The following is a 19640-nucleotide window of genomic DNA, read 5'->3' as shown; positions in this document are numbered from 1 at the left end:
CTAAGCGACAGTTGCCGACTTAGAGAAGCAGACGTTCAGGAATGCAGAAGTAACCGGCGCTTCGCGGCCTTATTGCACAGCGTCCAGCGACCAAAGGGAGCGAAGTTAAGCGCCGTGATAGAGCTAGTTCCTTATGTCTTCAGGCTTTAACAGATTTGCTGCAATGACTTTGTCGTCAAAGTCCTTAACTAGCTTCTTTACAGCATCCCGCAGCCCGCTGACAAACTTGTAGTTCAATTTAATGTGCCCAGATTTGATAGGTATTTGCGGATTATCCTTCTTGAACTGAGCAGGGATTTTTCCATCCACATGCACAAGAAAGTGGCGTACCTCAAGGTATGGGAGAGCAGCTTTGATAAGATTTTCGTCTACGCCAAGAGCCAGTTTTGTTGATACTTTTTCCAGTAATTTAAGAGTGCTTTTTTCTGCTTCCAGCGATTGAAAAACAGAGTCAGTGATAAGGCGTGCTACGTCCTGCCATGTTCCTGCGGAAAGAATCACTTTCGCATCAAACTTTGTTGAGTGTTCGCCTATGAGCCTGCCCGAATCAAATCCATTCTCGGCAGACTTTTCTAATATTGTTTTTAAGTATTGAGTTACTTCCTCATAAATATCTTTAACGTAAGAAGAGTAAACGGTTTGGCGTAAGTGATTGGCAAGTAACTCCCGACTTCCATCAGAGTTCTTTCGTCTTTTTATGTGAGGGTGCTTTTCCGGATCTATGTTTTTTAGGGCAAATTGAGAAGCGTTGTCGGTGAGGTCGCCATTCAATATACCTAGCCGGATGACTTCTATTAAGTCGATGTCGTCATCAAAGTAAAAGAGCTTTGATTCAAAAGAATGGTAAGCCTCAGTTCTCACGTCAACTCCTCTCGGTGGTGGGTTCTAACAGTTAAGAGACGGGCTCATGGGTCCGTCTATGTATATAGTGCGACAGTTCATTTACGAAAAAGGGCACCGGTGAGCAAGCATGCATCGAACTTGTATTATGCCAAAGCGATTGCACGGCTAATCAATGTCCGCAATCCGAGTGGACAGATGAGAGGCCACTCCTGGCAGGAAGCAGTCCCTCACCCCTGATCGGCTTTCTTACAGCCAGACACACACATCAAAAAATCCCCTCAAACCGTGGATGCCCCCCGCAAAGCCTTACCAGGCAAGGGTTTTAGTCCCACGGTTTCGCCCACGGGTTTTTCTGCCATTCCGTGGATATCTCTGAATACTCAATAAAATCAATGCTTTGAAGGGATGGTGTCATCCACGGTTTCCACGCTTTTCCCACCGCAAACCGTGGATCACTTTTTCCAGCCCGCTGCGATTCCGTGGATTGCCCTTTCTGCCTTTTTTCACTGCTTTCTATCTCTATCTCTTTGTTTTTTATAAAGAAAGAAGAAGAAAGAACAGGCAAAGGCCGAAAGAGCGAATTTGGCAAACCGTGGGCAAACCGTGGATTTTGAGCCGAAACCGTGGAATTTTGAGGGCAAACCGTGGGCATGGTTTTCTAAAGAATCAAGCACTTAGCAACGGTCACACCTCAAATCCACGGGTTTTTTTCACTTACTCCCGACCCTGATCAGCCAAAAGCCTCCCTTCCGGCCTCCAGTTTTTCACAAGTGGCGTGCTTATGTCATATTCCAGATCAAAAGCAGGCAACAATTTGGTGACGTGTTGGCATAAATCGGACAGCGCCCAGTGTTGGCCAGGCTGCCGGTGGATTTATGCAGGGCATCGGCTAAAGCGCCGATAGGCAGCATGCTGGCGCTGTGCTAGATGGCGCTGGCCAGACAGCACACAGCCCGCGCTGGGCGGGCTGTTGGGTCGTGCGTGATGGGGGGGTGTGTGCCGGTATCGGCGCTTTAGCCGATGCGCTGCATATCCGGGCTGGCATACAAGCCCAGCGTTTCCAGGCTGGCCAGGCTGATGGCGGTCAGGTGGCCATGCCTGCGGCCATGAATGGTTTTTTCGATGTCATCCGCCAGCACGGCACTACTTTGCAGCAGCTGGCTTTTGAAGATGCGGCCCGTCTTGACCGGCAGCGCGTCGAACTTGGCGCGCAGGTGGGTGGCGGTGGATAGATGATCCATCACATGGTTGGGCCGGATGAACAGTGCCATTTCGCTGTGGCCATCGGCGGTTTTGAAGATGTCCCAGCAGTAGGGGTGTTCATAGCGGTGCGCGTCCAGCTCGGACAGCAGGATTTCCATGATCCATACCCAGGGCAGGCGGGTGCCGTCGGTGTCCACAATGTGGCTGTTCATTTCGGCCAGCAGATCGTCAATGAAATTGCCCTGCTGCAAGTCAATTTCGGCAAACTCGCACAGTAGCGCCCAACTGGTGAGAATGGCCGCATAGTTCTCCATCATCCGCTTGGCGGTGGCGTCCCCTTCCGGGGCACGGCAGTGCTGACGGCAGTAGCCAACATAGTGCTGATGCAGGTCACGCAGCCGGGCCGGTGGGGTTTCCCCCAGAAACTGCAGCCATGGCCAGAGCGGGAATTGCGCCAGATCGTGCGGGATGATGTTGCCCTGCCGGGCCACCGACAGGCTGCTGCGGCACAGCTTTGACTGCAGGCTTTGCACATCCACTTCTTCACCGGCCAGCAGCACCGGCGCGCACATCAAATAAGGCGTCAGGGATGCGCCCACGCGAGTGAATTCAAAGCGGTAGGTGGACTGCAGCAGCGCGTCGATGTCGGCCAGGATGTTCTTGGGCAGCTTGCTGAATTCGTCCCAGCCCACCGGCTGCGAAGTGAAGGACACGGAAGCACGGCGGCGGTGGTCGGTCTTGAGCATCTGACCGGACAGCACCTGAAACGCCAGGGTATTCTGCAGGCTTTCCAGTAGTCGCGATTTGCCCGAACCTTTCTCGGCCTGCATCTGCAGGTGTGGATAGAAGCCCAGCACAGTTTTAAGGTGGCTACCCAAGCCCCACACCAGGGCGATGGTGGCGGCATTGCATTTGAAGGTGTCTTGGTAGGCCAGAATCACCGACCGGGCCTGATGGCGGTTGCCGCGTGGAAAGGTCAGGTTGTAATACAGGCACTGTTTCTGTGGTTCGACAAAGTAGCAGTCCTGTCCTTCCTGCGCGGCCAGTTCTCCGGCCCTCCACGCCAGCCCGACAAAGTTGACCACATCCCGCGCCCCCAGATCGGCAGCCCGCTCCATCAGGTTCACCAGGCGCTGGAATTGCGCCGGTTTCCAGATGGCACCGAAACGGCTTTTCCACCACTCCAGGTTATACAGCTTGTCATCGGTGGCCACTTCGCGGTGCAACACCACACCATGCCGGGCCAGCTGGGCGCTGACGCCAAACACGGTTTCCGGCTGGTGGTCGGGTGTACCGCTGATGGTGGCCAGATGGCTCTGTATTCTGAGGCGTGACAGCCCGGCCACGCGGAAGGAACACAGGTCGCCCAGCGTTTCCGAACGGTTGCCGTCATCATCGGTTTTGAACTCGTCCACGTACTGGGTGAAATCCTCTTTCACCCGGAAGCGCCAGTACACCGCAAAGTCATGGCCGGGCAGCTGGATGCGGCGGGTGCCCTCCAGCCGTTCGCCACCACCGGGCATGCCAGGAACCAGCCACGGCTCCAGCTTGCGCAGGCGGGCGGTCAGTTCCTGGGGGCCGTGCTTGTGCAGCACATCGTTAATGTCTTCGCCTTCCTCCCAATCCTGCATGTCCACCAGCAGGTGGCCAATGTCGGCAGCGGTCAGTTTCTCCGACAACTGCCAGGCGGCAGCCAGTCCAGGGCGCTGGCCGGTGTGCGGGTTCACCGCGTCGGTATGGTCCAGCGCCACCAGCACCCGCTTGCCGCGCAGAAACGTCCAGTCGATGCTGTCCACGTTGCCGGTGCCACGTAGCGCCAGACTGGCCACGCTGTGGTGGGTCACAGAATCCACCGACAGCGCATTGACCGGGCTTTCTACAATCACCACGGTACTGGCCCGTTTCAGCCGCGCCGGGTCAGCCGTCCAACCGTGGCCCTCGCGCTCTCCCTGGCATTGCGTCTTTACCCCACCATTGAGGGCCGGATCGACATAACGCAGATCCACGGCCACCACTTTGGCCGACAGCGTGCCACGCACAACAAAGGCGGCAGCTGCTCCACCGTGGCCGACTTCGCCCGGTGGTACTTTGGCGCTGATCCAGTCATTCCAGCCCAGTGTCCGGCACTGGATGGCGCGGCGGATAACGGTTTCCGCTAGCCCTCTATTCAGCAGGTAATCAATGACAGGCTCGGGCTTGGCCAGGCAACGCTCGGCAATGTAATCGAGCGTGGATTTACGCGCCGGGGCCGACTGGCCAGCACTGCCGGCACTCTCCTTTTTCATGGCGGGTTGTGGCAGTCCATACCAGTCCCCCAGCAGCCGGGCAGCCGCCAGCGGGGAGTCTAGTTCCGGGCGGCAATACTGCAGCAGGTCGATGCAGCTGCCGCCAGCGTCGCCGCTCCAGTCCTTCCAGCCACGGCCACCGTCAAAGATCGACAGCGAAGCGCTGCTGTCCGGGTGGTGCGGGCTGTGATAGTTCCCCTTGCCACCCTGGCGACGCAGGCCCAGCCGCTCGGCCAGGTCATGCAAATCAATCTCGGTCTTGAGGCGGGCGAACCAGTCGCCCAATGCTCCGTTACTGGCCGGTTTCATGGCGTCCCCTTGGCCAGTGGCCGGTACTGCATCAGCACGGCGGCACGGATGCGCAGGCGCTCGGTGATGTTGGCCAGCAGCGCGGTACGTTCTTCCGGGGTGAGCATGGGCAGGGCATCGTCCAGTGCCGGGCGCAGGGTGGCAAAGAAGCCATCCAGCACGGCGGCGTCGGCCTGCACTTGCTGGTAGCTGCTGAGGTCCTGGCGGTCGCGGAAGGTCAGGACCGTGTCCAGCAGTTCCAGGGCGCGCAGATGGCCGGATTGAAAGGCCCAGTCGTGCAGGGTGCGGGCAGCAGACAAGCCGGGGGCGGCTCGCCCGGATTTCGGGAGAGTGGGTTTCTGTTTCATGATCTGCCCCTTAGAGGAGTTGGCCGATGTCGGCGCGGGCGTGGCTGATTTGCTGCTGCAACGGGGTCAATAGCCCTGCCAGCTGATTGGCTGGCAATGGCTTGTCCTCGGCGTGGTGCAGCAGATCGAGCAGCCCTTGCAGGCCGTCACCGGAGCGGGCCAGGGTGTGGACGCCCTCGGCAATGGTGTGTTCGATGGTCTGGCACAGGCTGGACAGCTGGCTGAGGGAGTCACGCAGCGGGGCATGCTCAGGCTGGCTGGCCAGGGTGTGCAGGCGGCTGAGTTCGCCTTGAATGGTGGACAGCGCCAGATGGGTGGCGGGAACGGCCTGGCTGAGAATGTGCAGGGTGTTCATGCCAGTACCTCCACGGCGAAACCGGCAGCGGTACGATGAAACACAGCGCGACGGCCTTGTGCCACCAGCAGCGCAGACAAGGCGCGGGCTTCGGCCTCAGAGGGCAAGACGGATACGGGTACGGCAGAAGAAGGGAACAGGCGCGACAGGGCGCGGGAAAGCTTAGGCATGGAAGCCTCCTTAGTGAGCGTAATGCCCGACCTCGCTGCTAAACGAGGGTGGCGGGCGCATGGCAGGGTTAGCAGACCGGCACTAAGGAACCGGCAGCCCGAAGGCTCCCCACCACGGCCCGCCATAGAAAAGGACGTACCAATGGTGTGCAACGGACGTAAAAATAGCCGCAAATGGCGGCTGTCCGCCTTAGTGTTCGGGCTGCTAAACCCGGTGCCGCTATTGAACAGCACGCTGCCATTGTTAGGCCGTGGCTCCGGCTTGTCAATACAGTGGATATGCGTAGACATGGGATGTGACTCAGATGTGCAGGGCCAGCAGATGGCCAGGGTAAGGCCCGGATGACTCCGGGCCTGTGGCTTACAGCAAGGTGTGGCGCAGCTTGCCGGGCGAGTGGGTCACTGCCGTGATGGCCGGTTTCTCGGTCAGCACCATGCGGCGCACCTGGTTGGCCGGGATGGCTTCTGCCGGGTGTACCGGCTTGGCCAGCGTGCGCGGCTCGCCTTCCAGTGTTTTGTACTGGTGGCAGCAGTCATCGTTGGTGCAGTTGTAGTAGGTCTCTTTGGTAGTCGCTGACAGCATGCGGCTGGTGCGAACACGTGACGATGCACCACACAGCGGGCAAGGAAATGCCATGGTGCCCTCCCTTAGCAGTCGGTGTGTTGTTCAACATCGCGCAGGGTAAAGCGGCGGTGGCTGAAACCGGCAGCACCGCGCTCGGCATTGGCGCAGCCCTCGCACACCTTGCCGGTGTTGCGCTCCACCCGCACCGCTTTGTCATCCAACAGTTCCACCATGTCGGCGTCCTTGACGTTGGTGACGGCCAGCCCACCTAGCCCGTTGCGGCCCAGCCAGTCTTTGACTTTGCTCACCTGGGCCGGGTCAGCAGCGCGGGCGGTAAAAATCCGTACCTCGTAATCGCCTTCATTCAGCCAGGCTTTGACACGGTTCAGCATGGCGTCCACTGGCTTGCCAATACCGCCCATATTGTTACGGCCCACTTCGGCCAGGGTACCGTCCAGGTCTACTGCATTCCATTTGCTCATGCGTCCAGCTCCTCTTTACGCTTGGCCATCTCAATCCGGCGCTTGTGGGCAGCCATCGGGGTGAATTCAGCGGCCTCTCGCAAGCCGTCTTGCCAGGGCAGCGCGTGCATGACCGGTTCCTGGCTGGTATCCAGCTTGAAGCTGCTCATCCGCTGCTTGATCTGCAGCGATAACTTGGTCGTGATGGCATCAATCGCAAACTCATGGCCCCGCTGCTTCCACTCGGCAAAGCGGCCTTCCCGGTTCAATACCTCCTCCTGCATGGCAATGGCGGCCAACAGCGGCTCCAACTGATTCAGCGCCTCTTCCATCCGTCCTTCGGCCAGCGTGGCCAGTGCGGCGTCACGTTTGCCGATGTAGCTGCTTCCGGCTTCGAGCATGTTGATTTCGGCTTCATCGCGGGCCAATTCCAGTTCTTTCAGAAAGTCGCGGAAGTCTTCGGCCTGGCTGTAAGCGGCCCGTTCTTCGGCACGCAGTGCCTGCAGTTCTTTGGTGTTCTTGCCCATCACCTGGCGCAGCAGGGCGCGGGCCTGTTCCTTGAAACCTTTGGCGCTGGTTTCTGCGGCATCTGCCGCCGCACTTTGCTGATTGAGCAATGCAGTTTTGGCTTGCCAGTCTTTACGGTGGCGCAGGTAGTCGGCCATGGCGGCTTCGGCGTCGGCCAGTTGTGTGGTCAGCGTGGTATTCATCACTGAGTTGGAAAGGTGCATGAGTGTGACTTTCTGGTTTTATTGTTGACGGGCGGCGATGCGGCTGGCCATCCAGCTTTCGATTTCGGTGGATACCCAAGCCACCCCCTTGCCGCCCAACGGCACAGAGGCCGGAAAACTGCCGCGCTTGATGGCGTCATACAACGTCGAGCGCGACAGCCCGGTTAGACCCATGACTTCCGGCAAGCGCAAGAAACGGGTGGGCGTGGTTGGGAGGAGGGATGGCGGCATGGTGTGTCCTGTTGTCGTTGGTTGGATGGCGTCGGCGTAACCCGGATGTGTCGGGGAACGGGTGCAGTATCTCGAAAACAAAACGGCTTGAAACGCGAAGCCCGTTGTATGGAAGCGCCATACAACAAGCCCCCGAAAAGCGGCAGAAAATCACGCACAAATCACCCGCTCAGCCGGGTGGAGTCATCGGGCCGTACTGAGCTGGACGTAACAGGACGGCAGCGGATCAATAAAGCGATGTGTCCGAGAACGTCCAGCAGGGAAAGCGGGAAATCACCCGAAACGGGTGCATGAATCTGCATGAAAGTGCATGAAAACGCATGATTCGACAGAGGGGAAAAGGCCACGACAAAGCCCGGCTGGGCGGGCTTTGCAGGGAATCATGCAGGTGCATGATTTGAGGCACATGAAGACCGGAGGCGAGGCGGGGATTCGATTGCGCGCGCTGGGGGCTGGGGGGTATTTGGTGGATTGCGGGCACTATGGCCACTAGAGCGTGGCGATCGGGATGACGGCGAGGCAGAGAGCGCCAATGAAATGACATCGCGCCATAGGGCGTTTATGGGGCAAATACAGCGGGGGTCGAAATGATAAAGGGCACCGGAGCGCCCTATTCCACAAACAAAAACGGCCCGATCGGTTTTACCCTGGCCCATCAATCTGCAGCTGCACAAAGTCGCCCCATGCCTGCATGATCGTGCGCCGCTGCTCGGCGTACTCTGCGCGGTTATACACACCACGGATGCCGACAATCTTGTGTGCCAGCGCCTTTTCGATAGCATCGGATGGGTATCCCATCTCATGTAAGTGCGTCGATGCGGTGCGGCGGAAGTCGTGTAAAACAAAATGCTGCACATCCAGTGAGAGCGCACGGATAGCCTGATTCAATGTACTGCTGGAAATTGGCTTATCAACTGTACCGCGAGAGGTCGGGAACAAATACGCGGACCGACCGGAATGCATGCGCAGCTCCGTCAGCAATGCCTTGGCCTGGCTGGATAGGTACACACGGTGTGGCCGGTCTTTCTTCATGCGTTCAGCAGGTATATCCCACTCACCCGCATCAAGATTGATCTCTTCCCATTTGGACTCTGTCAGCTCCGTTTTTCGTACCATGGTAATGGCCAACAAATGCAAGGCCAGCTTCAACGGTCGTCGAATGTCCGAGGTATAAACCGCTTGTAGCACAGTGCCAATTTCATTGGCAGACAAAACCCGCGTCCGGCTCTCCTCGGTAGCAATAAAGCGGGCAACCAGCGCTGCTGCCGGATTGATTTCAACCATCTGTCGGGCAATGGCGAAGTCGTACATCCGCTTCAATACCCCACGGGTCAATAATGCCATCTTTGGAGAGCCACGCGATTTGACCCGGTCGCACAGCTCCAGCACATCACCAGGCCGTACCGCTGACAGCGGCATGCCACCCAGCCAGGGCAAGATGTCCTTGTCCAGAATTCGCCGTAATGTTGTCTGGTAATGGCCAGACTTTCCCTCTAGTTGCTGTGCAATCCATTCTTCGGCAAATGCCGCTACGGTATTCAAGCGCTCGTTCTTTGCTTCCTGCAGCGCCCGCCTTGGTGATTCGCCATTTGCAATCAACGTCGCCCATTCATCCCGTTTCCGGCGAGCCCCCGCCAGACCAATCTCGGGGTAAGGACCAATAGTCAGTACCGGCTGACGCACGCCATGCAGACTGTACCGGTAGCGCCATACCTTGGAACCACTTGGCAATATTTCCAGCATCAAACCATCTGAGTCAGTAACCCGGTAACGGTTGGGTTTCGGCTTCAATGATTTGATTTTTGTGTCATTGAGAGGCGTAGCAGGACGTGGCATTTTGCTCCAGTAGGTACACAATACGGTACACAAAAAATAAAATTATTATCTTTAAATATCAAAGCATTACTGAGTAACACACTAATTTAATGCATTATCAATCAAGGAAAAGTATCCCAATATCGGCCATTTTCAAAGAGAGTGGCTGCAAAATTAGGTACACAAAATTTCCAATAGTTCCACGGTGTACCGAAACGTGTGCCTAAACAACCTGGCTGCGCTCGGAACTCCTCGGATGATTCTGGATGATAAAAGCCCCGACTGGCGGGGCTTTCAGAGTATTTTTCGGATGCTACTGGACTGCTTCGGAAGGGAATTTACTTGCCAATGCAAAAGCGGCTGAAGATCACCCCCAGCAGGTCGTCCGGGGTGAACTGACCGGTAATTTCCGACAGTGCGTTCTGCGCCAATCGCAGCTCTTCGGCGAAGATCTCCACCATTTCCCAGTCGGTATGCGCCAGTTCCATGTGCTCGGCGGCACGGCGAATGGCGTCCAGATGGCGCTCGCGCGCCAGGAACACGCCTTCGCTGGCTCCGCTGTAGCCCACCAGCTCCAGCAGGCGGGCTTTCAGCAGCTCCACCCCGGCATGGGTGCGGGCGGACAGGCGCAGCACGCTGCGGCCATCTTCCTCCGCCATGCCGATGGTTTCGCCGCTCAGGTCGGCCTTGTTGTAGATGAACAGGCGCGGCAGTTGCGGCGGAATGCGCTCCAGAATGGCTTCCACCTCGGCGGTCACCCCTTCGCGGCTGTCCACCAGCACCAAGGCCACATCGGCGCGCTCCACCGCCTGCCAGGTGCGTTCAATGCCGATTTTCTCCACCACGTCGTCGGTATCGCGCAGGCCGGCGGTGTCGATGATGTGCACCGGCACGCCGTCGATGACGATTTCCTCGCGCACCGTGTCGCGGGTGGTACCGGCGATATCAGTGACGATGGCGATATCATCGCCCGCCAGTGCATTCATCAGGCTGGATTTGCCCACATTGGGCTGCCCCACCAGCACCACATGCATGCCTTCACGCAGGATGGCACCTTGCCGTGCGGTGGCCTGCACCTGTTGCAGGCGCTGGCGCAGGGTTTGCAACTTGCCCAGCGCATCGGCCTGCTTGAGAAAGTCGATTTCTTCTTCCGGAAAATCCAGCGTGGCTTCCACCAGCATGCGCAGGGTGATCAGCTCATCCACCAGCACGTGGATTTCATTGGAGAACGCGCCTTTCAGCGACTTGAGCGCGCTGCGGGCGGCGGTTTCGCTGGAAGCATCGATCAGGTCGGCCACGCTTTCGGCCTGTGCCAGGTCCATCTTGTCGTTGAGGAAGGCGCGCTTGGAAAACTCGCCCGGCTCGGCCAGCCGTGCGCCCAGTTGCAAACAACGCGACAGCAGCATATTGAGCACTACCGGCCCGCCGTGGCCTTGCAGTTCCAGCACGTCTTCGCCGGTAAAGCTGTTGGGGCCGGGAAAGTACAGCAACAGGCCATTGTCGATGGCCTGGCCATCGGCCGCGTAGAAGTCGGTATAGGTGGCGTAACGCGGCTTGGGCTGCTTGCCACCGCTTAGCGCTGCGGCAAAGGGTAACAAATTGCGGCCGGACACGCGGATGACGCCCACGCCGCCACGACCGGGCGCGGTGGCAATGGCACAGATGGTGACGGGAGCGTAGGCGGTATGCATGTGGGCTTTCCTTGCGGCTGACAGGCTGGGCAAAACAGCCGCTGCGGGATGGCAACAGCTGCTTTGCTCAACATGTTCTGTGATTCACTGTATCAAAAAAAGCCCGGCCTTTATCTGGCCGGGCTTTCTGAAACACTACCGTCCGTTTCAGGACTGCAGTGCCACTTTCTTGCTGTTTTCAATGCTCTTGTTGATGTACCACTGCTGGGCAATCGACAAGATATTGTTGACTGCGTAGTACAGCACCAGGCCAGCCGGGAAGAAGAAGAACATGGCCGAGAAGGCTACCGGCATGATCTTCATCATCTTCGCCTGCATCGGGTCAGTCGGCGGCGGGTTCAGGAAGGTTTGCAGGAACATGGTGGCCGCCATGATCACCGGCAGGACATAGAACGGGTCCGGACGGGCCAAGTCGGTGTACCACATGATCCACGGTGCCTGACGCAGCTCAACCGAAGCCAGCAGCGCCCAGTACAGGCCGATGAACACCGGAATCTGGATCAGCATGGGCAGACAGCCACCCAGCGGATTCACCTTCTCGCTCTTGTACATCTCCATCACGGCTTGCTGGAACTTCATACGGTCGTCGCCGTATTGTTCCTTCATGCGTTCCAGACGCGGTGCCAGGGCCTTCATCTTGGCCATGGAACGGTAGGATGCGGCAGTCAGCGGATAGAAGATGGCCTTAACGGTGAGGGTCAGCAGAATGATGGCCCAGCCCCAGTTCTGTACCAGACCGTGCAGCTTGGTCAGCAGCCAGAACAGCGGGGAGGCAAAAATGTGCACCCAGCCGTAGTCCTTGGAGTATTCCAGACCATCGGCAATCTTGGTCAGCACGCTGTAGTCTTCCGGGCCGGCATACAGCGGCACGGTGATGGAAGCGGTCTGGCCCGGATTGATGGTTTTCAGGTCAACCGTGGCAGCTGCAGAGTACAGGCCATTATTGTCCTTCAGCTCGAAGTGGCAGGACTTGTCATCCTTGCACACGCTGGCAGCATCCAGCGGCTTCAGGATCCAGGCGGTCATGAAGTAGTGCTGCAGCATGCCCACCCAGCCATCAGTGGCATTCTTGGTGTAATCGCCCTTGCCCTTGGCCAGATCTTCGAAGGAAACCTTCTGGAACTTGTTGTCGGCGGTGTAAACAGCCGGGCCGGTAAAGGTGTGGGCAAAGCGGCCTTCACCTTCCGGAGCCTGGCTATCACGCAGCAGACGGTAATAGGCAGTCGGCGCCAGCGGCGTGCTGCCACCGTTGGTGATATCGAAGCGTACCGCGATATCGTAGCTGCCCTTCTTGAAGGTGTAGGTTTTCACCACCTGTACGCCATTGGCGGCCGGGGCGGTCAGCTTCACCTGCAGGCTGTCGCCGTTCAGGGTGTAGCTGGACTGCGTGGCAGTGTAAACCGCCTTGTGGGTGGGCAGTGCCGGATTGCTGGCAGCTACCAGGCCGGTCTGGGCTACGTACACGCGACCATTCTTGTCGGTGAGCAGCTCAAACGGCTTTTTGGCATCCGTGGCAGAGTCGTGCTTCAGCAAATCCAGCTGACGCAGGTCGCCACCTACGGTATCGATTTCGGCCTTGAGCACATCGGTGGTCACGCGAATGCGCTGACCGGCGGCGAGCTTGGCTGCCTCAACAGGCTGGGCGCTGGCGGTATGGCTTGCCGGTGCGTCCGGCTGCGAAGCCGTTTGTGTCTGTGCCACCTGCTGCGGGGCAGGCTTGGGCGCAAAGTACTCCTGCCACAGCAGGAGGATGCCCATGGACAGAACGATGAAGATTATGAGTCGCTTGGAATCCATCTCTACGATACCGGAAAGTTCAGGGAACCGGGTCATAACCACTGCCACCCCAGGGGTGACAGCGCCCGATGCGTTTCATCGCCAGAAAGCCGCCCTTGCAGGCGCCATGCTTTCTCACCGCCTCGATCGCGTAACTGGAACAGGTAGGCACATAGCGACACCGAGGTGCCAGCCATGGGCTGATGGCCAGTTGGTAAAAACGGATCAGGAGGATGAGGAGGCGCGACATCGTGCCAGTTTAGCAAAGAGTGTAGACAAGGCGATGACAGCTTCTGCTCTGTCAGCGCGTGAAAAAGCCTGTTTCGCACGGACAATGTAGTCCTGTGCCGGCAAGGTAGCCTGATTCAGGCGGAACCACTCGCGCACGGTACGCTTGATGTAATTACGGCGTACGGCCCGCTTGTGGACCTTTTTGCCCACCACCAGGCCAACCCGGGCGTGGCCCAGATCGTTAGGACGGGCATATACCTGAAACAAAGCCGTGCTGCGCGCTTGCCGCAAACTAAAAACGGATGAAAATTCATCCGTTTTTAATAGCCGGTGCACACGGCGAAAGCGATAAGTCATTACTGACTTATACGGCCAGACGCTTGCGGCCCTTGGCACGGCGGGCGGCGATAACGGCGCGGCCACCGCGAGACTTCATGCGAACGAGAAAGCCGTGAGTGCGCTTGCGGCGGGTATTGGAAGGCTGGTAAGTACGCTTCATGATAAAGAATTCCTGTTTCGAAACGGAAATAAACGCGTGATTTCACAAGAAAATGCGCCGTTTGTCAATGGCAAATTTTTAGTACACCTGTGGATAACTTTGCCAAAAACCGTTAGAATGTCGAAACTTAACGCACCCCACCCCCTGCGTAATTATTAAACGAAGCCGCCCGCCCAAGGGCAGCACGCGCGACAGGGGGATGGTGCAAGCCACTTGCCATGCATGAACACATGCCAGGGCTGCACCCGCGCCGGACACTGCCTGTCCGGCCATCCCACAGGGTGACAACCATGGCTCCTCCCGCCGCAACGCATATCGTCAACGGCGGGTTTTTGCTTTTACTTGCGTGTACTTAATGACCGAACTGGATCAATTCTGGCCTGCCTGCCTCGCACGCCTTGAGGCCGAACTGTCTTCACAGCAGTTCAATACCTGGATCAAGCCGCTGGCGGCCGAAGCCAACGATGAAGGCATTGCGCTGTTTGCACCCAACCGCTTCATCATGCAGTTCATCAAGGACCGTTTCCTTGGCCGCATTGAAGAACTGGCGGTAGAACTGGTGGGCGAAGCCCCGGTCGAGCTGCGTCTGGGTGCCCCCAGCAACAAGCCGCTGGCCGTGCCCACCGCCGTTAGCAATGGCGTGCGCAAACCCGCGCCAGCCCCGGCAGCCAACAGTATTCCCAGCCAGGCCAAGCAGGCCGCAGTAAAAGCCATTGGCGGCAGCCACGAAAGCACCCGGCTGAACCCCTCGTTTACCTTTGACACCCTGGTAACGGGTAAGGGTAACCAGCTGGCGCGTGCAGCGGCCATGCAAATTGCCGAGAATCCGGGCGACCAGGCCTACAACCCGCTGTTTGTCTATGGTGGCGTTGGTCTGGGTAAGACCCACTTGATTCAGGCCATCGGCAATCATGTATTCCAGAAAAACCCGCAAGCCAAAATCCGCTACATCCACGCGGAACGCTATGTGGCCGACATCATGCGCGCCTACCAGCACAAGGCGTTTGACGAATTCAAGCGCTACTACCACTCGCTGGATTTGCTGCTGATTGACGACATCCAGTTTTTTGCCGGCAAAAACCGCACCCAGGAAGAATTCTTCTACGCCTTCAACGCGCTGATCGAAGGCGGCAAACAGGTCATCATGACCTGTGACACCTACCCCAAGCAGATAGAAGGCATGGAAGAGCGATTGATCTCGCGCTTCTCCTGGGGCCTGACGGTGGAAATCCAGCCGCCAGAGCTGGAAATGCGTGTGGCTATTTTGATGAAAAAGGCCGAGGCCGACAGCATCAAGCTGGATCACCCGGTGGCTTTCTTCATTGCCCAGAACGTGCGCTCCAACGTGCGCGAGCTGGAAGGCGCGCTCAAGCGCGTGGTGGCCTACGCCCGCTTCACCAACCAAAGCATCTCGCTGGACCTGGTGAAAGAAGCGCTGAAGGACATTCTGGCCGCTGGCAACCGCCAGGTTACCGTGGATGCCATCCAGAAAACCGTGGCCGAGTACTACAAGATCAAGCTGTCCGACATGCACAGCAAAAAGCGCAGCCGTGATATTGCCCGGCCGCGCCAGGTGGCGATGGCACTGGCCAAGGAGCTAACCCAGCTTTCCCTGCCCAATATCGGCGATGCCTTTGGTGGCCGCGACCACACCACCGTGCTGCATGCCTGCAAAACCATTGCCGAAATGCGCAGTAATGACGCCGATATGGCGCACGATTACGATACGCTGCTATCCATGCTGCGTAACTGATATGTTGATTCAACCGATAACTGACTCTGGACACATTCGGGAGCCCGAAACATGCTGATCCTGCAAGCCGAACGCGATGCCCTTCTCAAGCCCCTGCTGGCTGTGACTGGTATTGTTGAACGCCGCCACACCCTGCCGATTCTTTCCAATGTCCTGATTGAAAAGAAGGGCGGACAGGTAGGCTTCCTGGCCACCGATCTGGAAATCCAGATCACCACCGCCAGCGCCGACGAACTGCCGGGCGAAGACTTCCGCCTGACCACCTCGGCCAAGAAGCTGCAGGACATCCTGCGTGCCATCCCGGACAAAACCACCGTTACGCTGGAACAACTGGACGGCCGCCTGACCCTGAAAGCCGGCAAAAGCCGCTTCAACCTGCAAACCCTGCCAGCAGAAGACTTCCCGCTGCTGTCGGTAGGCAGCGCCAGCGAATCCAGCTTTAGCCTGAGCCAGCGCGAACTCAAGCGCCTGATCTCCCAGGTGCAATTTGCCATGGCCGTGCAGGACATCCGTTACTACCTCAACGGCCTGCTGATGCAAACCGATGGCAACCAGGTAAAGCTGATTGCCACCGACGGCCACCGCCTGGCCTTTGCCAGCGCCGACGTGGAAGCCACCCTGCCCAAGGCCGAAGTCATCCTGCCGCGCAAAACCATCCTGGAGCTGTACAAGCTGCTGCAGGACAGCGACGACGAAATCAATATCGAAGTGCTGGCCAACCAGGTGCGTTTCAGCTTTGGCTCCACCGTGATCATCAGCAAGGTAGTGGACGGCAAGTTCCCCGACTACAACCGCGTGATTCCGCTGGATAACGACAAGATCTTCCTGATCGAACGCCTTACCTTCCTGCATGCGCTGCAACGTGCCGCCATTCTGGCCAACGAAAAATTCCGTGGCGTGCGGCTGGTACTGGCACCGGGCAAGATGTCCATCCTGTGTACCAATAGCGAGCAGGAAGAAGCGGAAGAAGAACTGGAAATCGCCTACCAGGGTGGCGAGCTGGAAATCGGCTTCAACATCAACTACCTGCTGGACGTGCTGACCAACCTGCCGGCGGACACCCTGCAAATGGCGTTTGGCGACTCCAACCGCAGCACGCTGGTCACCATTCCCGACTACAGCAACTTCAAGTACATCGTGATGCCAATGCGCATCTGATACAGCAACACAGTCGGAAGTAGCCGCTGCCACCGGCAGCAGTTTTCGAGATTTTGAGCATGAGCAGCAAAGGGAGGTACAGCGCGGACGGGGGTTTTCCCCGCCGCCCCCTCCCCCAGCGCAGGAAAGAAGCGGATGAGCGAACAGGAATACGGCGCGGATAGCATTAAAGTCCTCAAGGGTCTGGATGCAGTACGCAAACGCCCCGGCATGTACATTGGCGATACCTCGGACGGCACCGGTCTGCACCACATGGTGTTTGAAGTGCTGGACAACGCCATTGACGAAGCCCTGGCCGGACATGCCGACACCATCAAGGTCATCATCAACCCCGACAACTCCATCACCGTATCGGACAATGGCCGGGGCATCCCCACCGACATCCACCCGGAAGAAGGACGTTCGGCGGCCGAAGTGATCATGACCATCCTGCACGCCGGCGGCAAATTCGACAGCAACAGCTACAAGATCTCCGGCGGCCTGCACGGCGTGGGCGTATCGGTAGTGAATGCGCTGTCCGACTGGCTGAAGCTGAAAATCTGGCGTGACGGCAAGGTGCACGAAATGGAATTCCGCCGTGGCGACGCCGTGGCCCCGCTCACCGTTACCGGCCACAGCAACCACCGTGGTACCGAAGTAACCTTCCGTGCCAGCGAAGAAACCTTCGGCCTGGTGGAATTTCACTTCGACATCCTGGCCAAGCGCATCCGCGAACTGTCCTTCCTCAACCAGGGCGTGGGCATCAACCTGCTGGACAAGCGCAGCGGCAAGGAAGAAAACTTCGCCTTCTCCGGCGGTGTGGCCGGTTTCGTCGAATACATGAACCGCAACAAGAACGTGCTGCACCCCAAGGTGTTTCACGGTATTGGCGAAAAAGACGGCATGACGGTGGAAGTGGCCATGCAATGGAACGACTCCTACCAGGAAAGCGTCCAGTGCTTCACCAACAACATCCCGCAGCGTGACGGCGGCACCCACATGACCGCCCTGCGTCAAGTGATGACCCGTACCCTCAACCAGTACATCGAAGAACACGAAGTAGCCAAAAAGGCCAAGGTGGACACCACCGGCGACGACATGCGCGAAGGCCTCACCTGCGTACTGTCCGTCAAGCTGCCGGACCCCAAGTTCTCCAGCCAGACCAAGGACAAACTGGTTTCCGGCGAAATCGGCCCGGTGGTCAACGAAGTGATCAGCGAAGCGCTGAAAAGCTATTTGCTGGAAAACCCCAACGACGCCAAAACCATCTGCGGCAAGATTGTAGACGCCGCCCGCGCCCGTGAAGCCGCGCGCAAAGCCCGCGAAATCACCCGCCGCAAAGGCATCATGGACGGCTTGGGCCTGCCCGGCAAACTGGCCGACTGCCAGGAAAAAGACCCCAAGCTGTGCGAACTGTACCTAGTCGAAGGTGACTCCGCCGGCGGCTCCGCCAAGCAAGGCCGCGACCGCAAATTCCAGGCCATCCTGCCGCTGAAGGGCAAGATCCTCAACGTGGAACGCGCCCGCTTCGACAAAATGCTGCAAAGCCAGGAAGTAGCCACCCTGATTACCGCCATGGGCTGCGGCATTGGCAAGGACGAATACAACCCGGACAAACTGCGCTACCACCGCATCATCATCATGACCGATGCCGACGTCGACGGCGCGCACATCCGCACCCTGCTGCTGACCTTCTTCTACCGCCAAATGCACGAACTGGTAGAACGCGGCCACATCTACATTGCCCAGCCGCCGCTGTACAAGGCCAAGCACGGCAAACAAGAGCGCTACCTGAAGGACGACTACGAACTTAACCAGTACCTGCTGCAACTGGCACTGGAAAAAGCCGAACTCATCCCCGGCGCCGACGCCCCGGCCCTGGCCGGAGACACCCTGGCCGAAGTAGCCCGCCAGTTCCTGCTGGCCCGCGCCGTCATCGAACGCGAAAGCCGCGTTATCGACCCGCTGGTGCTGGAAGCCATGCTCAAGTCTGGCCGCCTGTCACTGGAAAGCGAACACGCCTCCAACGACACCATCGCCCGCCTGCGCGCACTGGTACCGGCGGAAGCCATCACGCTGGACCTGCTGCACGACGAAAAGAACGACGGCCACCTGATCAAAATCACCCGCAAACTGCACGGCAACGTGCTGGTAACGGTACTGGACCAGGACTTCCTGGAAACCGGCGACTACGCCGAACTGGCCAAAACCGGCGATCTGCTCAGCGGCCTGCTGCGTGACGGCGCCACCGTCCGCCGTGGCGAAACGGTGAAACCGATCAGCGAATTTGGCCAGGCACTGGACTGGCTGCTGGCCGAAGTGAAAAAGGGCATGAACATCCAGCGCTACAAAGGCCTGGGCGAGATGAACCCGGAACAACTGTGGGAAACCACCATGGACCCGAACGTGCGCCGCCTACTGAAGGTACGCATCGAGGACGTGATGGGAGCCGACGACGTGTTCACCACCCTGATGGGCGACGACGTAGAACCCCGCCGCGCCTTTATCGAAGGCAATGCGTTGATTGCGCGGAATATTGATGTGTAAGCATGTAGGATCCCACGAATATCTAGATATTTCCCACTTTTCTAGATTTGCGGGATTATGTATGATTTTGACATATGGCAAAGTGGCTTGTTTTTGAAAGTTATCTGATGACAGCAAAAGTGAAAATTCATTGACTCAGTTGTGAAAATTTCCCTGTGCTGGATCAGCTGCTCGCGTGGAGTCTATAACCTGCGTCGGCCGCGCAAAATGCGAAGATAACTTTTATTTACATCTAGGCCGCTGCATTACGTACGAGGGACTCATGGTAGACAGCTCGCAGGACGACGAACTCCTTCACCTGGCATCGCTGCGCCACTCCGTATCTCCGGACTTGATGACTGAACTGATGGCGCTGGCCCCAAACTTTGAAAACCTGTCGGCTTACGGTGCCAAGGTGAACTTCTCTCGCTCCGTCTCAAGCATCCTAGATGCAGCGGCGGCGAAGGAAGGGAGTGGTACGAAGTAATGAGATTTCTCAGCCTGGAAGTTCAAGACATCTTCGCGTATCAGGGACTCAGCAGGGTCGACTTCGATACTTGCTCAGAGTCTCGCAACATCGTTGTCATTTCTGGGCGAAACGGCGCAGGCAAGACTAGCTTGCTTAATGCAATTAAGCTTCTCTTTCTTGGCACCGAGTGAATCGCCCCGGCTTCTCTAGACACTCTTGAGCCGTTGGAAATATTGCTTCTCA

21 protein-coding genes are annotated in these 19640 nt (G+C 57.9%); 5 read left to right on the top strand and 16 right to left on the bottom strand.

All coding sequences use genetic code 11. The annotated features are described in order from the left end of the window. Positions 1-123 precede the first annotated feature (123 nt). The 16 genes from ACODR9_RS04960 to rpmH form a co-directional block, all read right to left on the bottom strand. Entirely contained in the window at positions 124-861 is a 738-nt protein-coding gene (locus ACODR9_RS04960; protein ID WP_488807940.1) for a hypothetical protein, read from the bottom strand. A gap of 304 nt (positions 862-1165) precedes the next feature. Next, the gene (locus ACODR9_RS04955; RefSeq protein WP_488807939.1) at positions 1166-1495 is read right to left on the bottom strand and encodes a hypothetical protein; all 330 of its coding nucleotides are present in this window, start codon (positions 1493-1495) and stop codon (positions 1166-1168) included. Positions 1496-1856: 361 nt separating this feature from the next. Further along, a complete protein-coding gene (locus tag ACODR9_RS04950) occupies positions 1857-4640 on the bottom strand; it encodes a toprim domain-containing protein (RefSeq protein ID WP_488807937.1) in 2784 nt (927 codons plus the stop codon). Next, complete coding sequence (locus tag ACODR9_RS04945) at positions 4637-4987, bottom strand: hypothetical protein (protein ID WP_488807936.1); 351 nt, start codon at positions 4985-4987, stop codon at positions 4637-4639. The genes ACODR9_RS04950 and ACODR9_RS04945 overlap by 4 nt, the downstream gene beginning before the upstream one ends. Before the next feature lie 10 nt (positions 4988-4997). Continuing rightward, positions 4998-5342, bottom strand: coding sequence for a DUF1484 family protein (locus tag ACODR9_RS04940; protein WP_488807935.1), 345 nt, complete (start codon positions 5340-5342; stop codon positions 4998-5000). Beyond that, entirely contained in the window at positions 5339-5512 is a 174-nt protein-coding gene (locus ACODR9_RS04935) for a hypothetical protein (RefSeq protein ID WP_488807933.1), read from the bottom strand. The genes ACODR9_RS04940 and ACODR9_RS04935 overlap by 4 nt, the downstream gene beginning before the upstream one ends. 361 nt (positions 5513-5873) lie before the next feature. Beyond that, positions 5874-6149, bottom strand: coding sequence for an Ogr/Delta-like zinc finger protein (locus tag ACODR9_RS04930; protein WP_488807931.1), 276 nt, complete (start codon positions 6147-6149; stop codon positions 5874-5876). An 11-nt stretch (positions 6150-6160) separates the two neighbouring features. After that, positions 6161-6559: a hypothetical protein gene (locus tag ACODR9_RS04925; protein WP_488807930.1), complete on the bottom strand. Its 399-nt coding sequence runs from the start codon at positions 6557-6559 to the stop codon at positions 6161-6163. Next, complete coding sequence (locus ACODR9_RS04920; protein ID WP_488807929.1) at positions 6556-7269, bottom strand: hypothetical protein; 714 nt, start codon at positions 7267-7269, stop codon at positions 6556-6558. The genes ACODR9_RS04925 and ACODR9_RS04920 overlap by 4 nt, the downstream gene beginning before the upstream one ends. Positions 7270-7287: 18 nt before the next feature. Continuing rightward, positions 7288-7500 carry a helix-turn-helix transcriptional regulator gene (locus ACODR9_RS04915; protein ID WP_178971994.1) on the bottom strand — a complete coding sequence of 71 codons (213 nt, stop codon included), beginning with the start codon at positions 7498-7500 and terminating at the stop codon, positions 7288-7290. A gap of 642 nt (positions 7501-8142) precedes the next feature. Next, a complete protein-coding gene (locus ACODR9_RS04910) occupies positions 8143-9336 on the bottom strand; it encodes a tyrosine-type recombinase/integrase (protein ID WP_488807928.1) in 1194 nt (397 codons plus the stop codon). Positions 9337-9653: 317 nt separating this feature from the next. After that, positions 9654-11006: a tRNA uridine-5-carboxymethylaminomethyl(34) synthesis GTPase MnmE gene (gene mnmE, locus ACODR9_RS04905; protein ID WP_488807927.1), complete on the bottom strand. Its 1353-nt coding sequence runs from the start codon at positions 11004-11006 to the stop codon at positions 9654-9656. Positions 11007-11153: 147 nt separating this feature from the next. Continuing rightward, positions 11154-12803, bottom strand: coding sequence for a membrane protein insertase YidC (gene yidC / locus ACODR9_RS04900; protein ID WP_488807926.1), 1650 nt, complete (start codon positions 12801-12803; stop codon positions 11154-11156). Between the two features lie 19 nt (positions 12804-12822). After that, the gene (gene yidD / locus ACODR9_RS04895; RefSeq protein WP_045848138.1) at positions 12823-13032 is read right to left on the bottom strand and encodes a membrane protein insertion efficiency factor YidD; all 210 of its coding nucleotides are present in this window, start codon (positions 13030-13032) and stop codon (positions 12823-12825) included. Continuing rightward, positions 13008-13370, bottom strand: a complete 363-nt coding sequence (gene rnpA / locus ACODR9_RS04890; protein ID WP_488807923.1) for a ribonuclease P protein component — start codon at positions 13368-13370, stop codon at positions 13008-13010. Before rnpA ends, yidD begins: the two co-directional genes overlap by 25 nt. A 7-nt stretch (positions 13371-13377) precedes the next feature. Beyond that, complete coding sequence (rpmH, locus tag ACODR9_RS04885; RefSeq protein ID WP_103523664.1) at positions 13378-13512, bottom strand: 50S ribosomal protein L34; 135 nt, start codon at positions 13510-13512, stop codon at positions 13378-13380. 355 nt (positions 13513-13867) lie between these two features. On the opposite strand from rpmH, the gene dnaA reads away from it, so the two are divergent. From dnaA to ACODR9_RS04860, 5 genes are all read left to right on the top strand, one after another. Then, positions 13868-15265: a chromosomal replication initiator protein DnaA gene (gene dnaA / locus ACODR9_RS04880; protein WP_488807922.1), complete on the top strand. Its 1398-nt coding sequence runs from the start codon at positions 13868-13870 to the stop codon at positions 15263-15265. A 51-nt stretch (positions 15266-15316) separates the two neighbouring features. Further along, complete coding sequence (dnaN, locus tag ACODR9_RS04875; protein WP_488807921.1) at positions 15317-16423, top strand: DNA polymerase III subunit beta; 1107 nt, start codon at positions 15317-15319, stop codon at positions 16421-16423. Positions 16424-16558: 135 nt separating this feature from the next. Then, positions 16559-18949 carry a DNA topoisomerase (ATP-hydrolyzing) subunit B gene (gyrB, locus tag ACODR9_RS04870; protein ID WP_488807920.1) on the top strand — a complete coding sequence of 797 codons (2391 nt, stop codon included), beginning with the start codon at positions 16559-16561 and terminating at the stop codon, positions 18947-18949. 262 nt (positions 18950-19211) lie between these two features. Further along, positions 19212-19415, top strand: coding sequence for a hypothetical protein (locus ACODR9_RS04865; RefSeq protein ID WP_488807919.1), 204 nt, complete (start codon positions 19212-19214; stop codon positions 19413-19415). After that, positions 19415-19588: an AAA family ATPase gene (locus ACODR9_RS04860; RefSeq protein WP_488807918.1), complete on the top strand. Its 174-nt coding sequence runs from the start codon at positions 19415-19417 to the stop codon at positions 19586-19588. Before ACODR9_RS04865 ends, ACODR9_RS04860 begins: the two co-directional genes overlap by 1 nt. Positions 19589-19640: the final 52 nt, after the last annotated feature.

The sequence above is a fragment of the Aquitalea sp. FG25 genome (genome assembly GCF_057809375.1).
The sequence above is the reverse complement of the archived record's forward strand: the minus strand, read 5'-3'. Positions and strand labels throughout refer to the sequence as shown.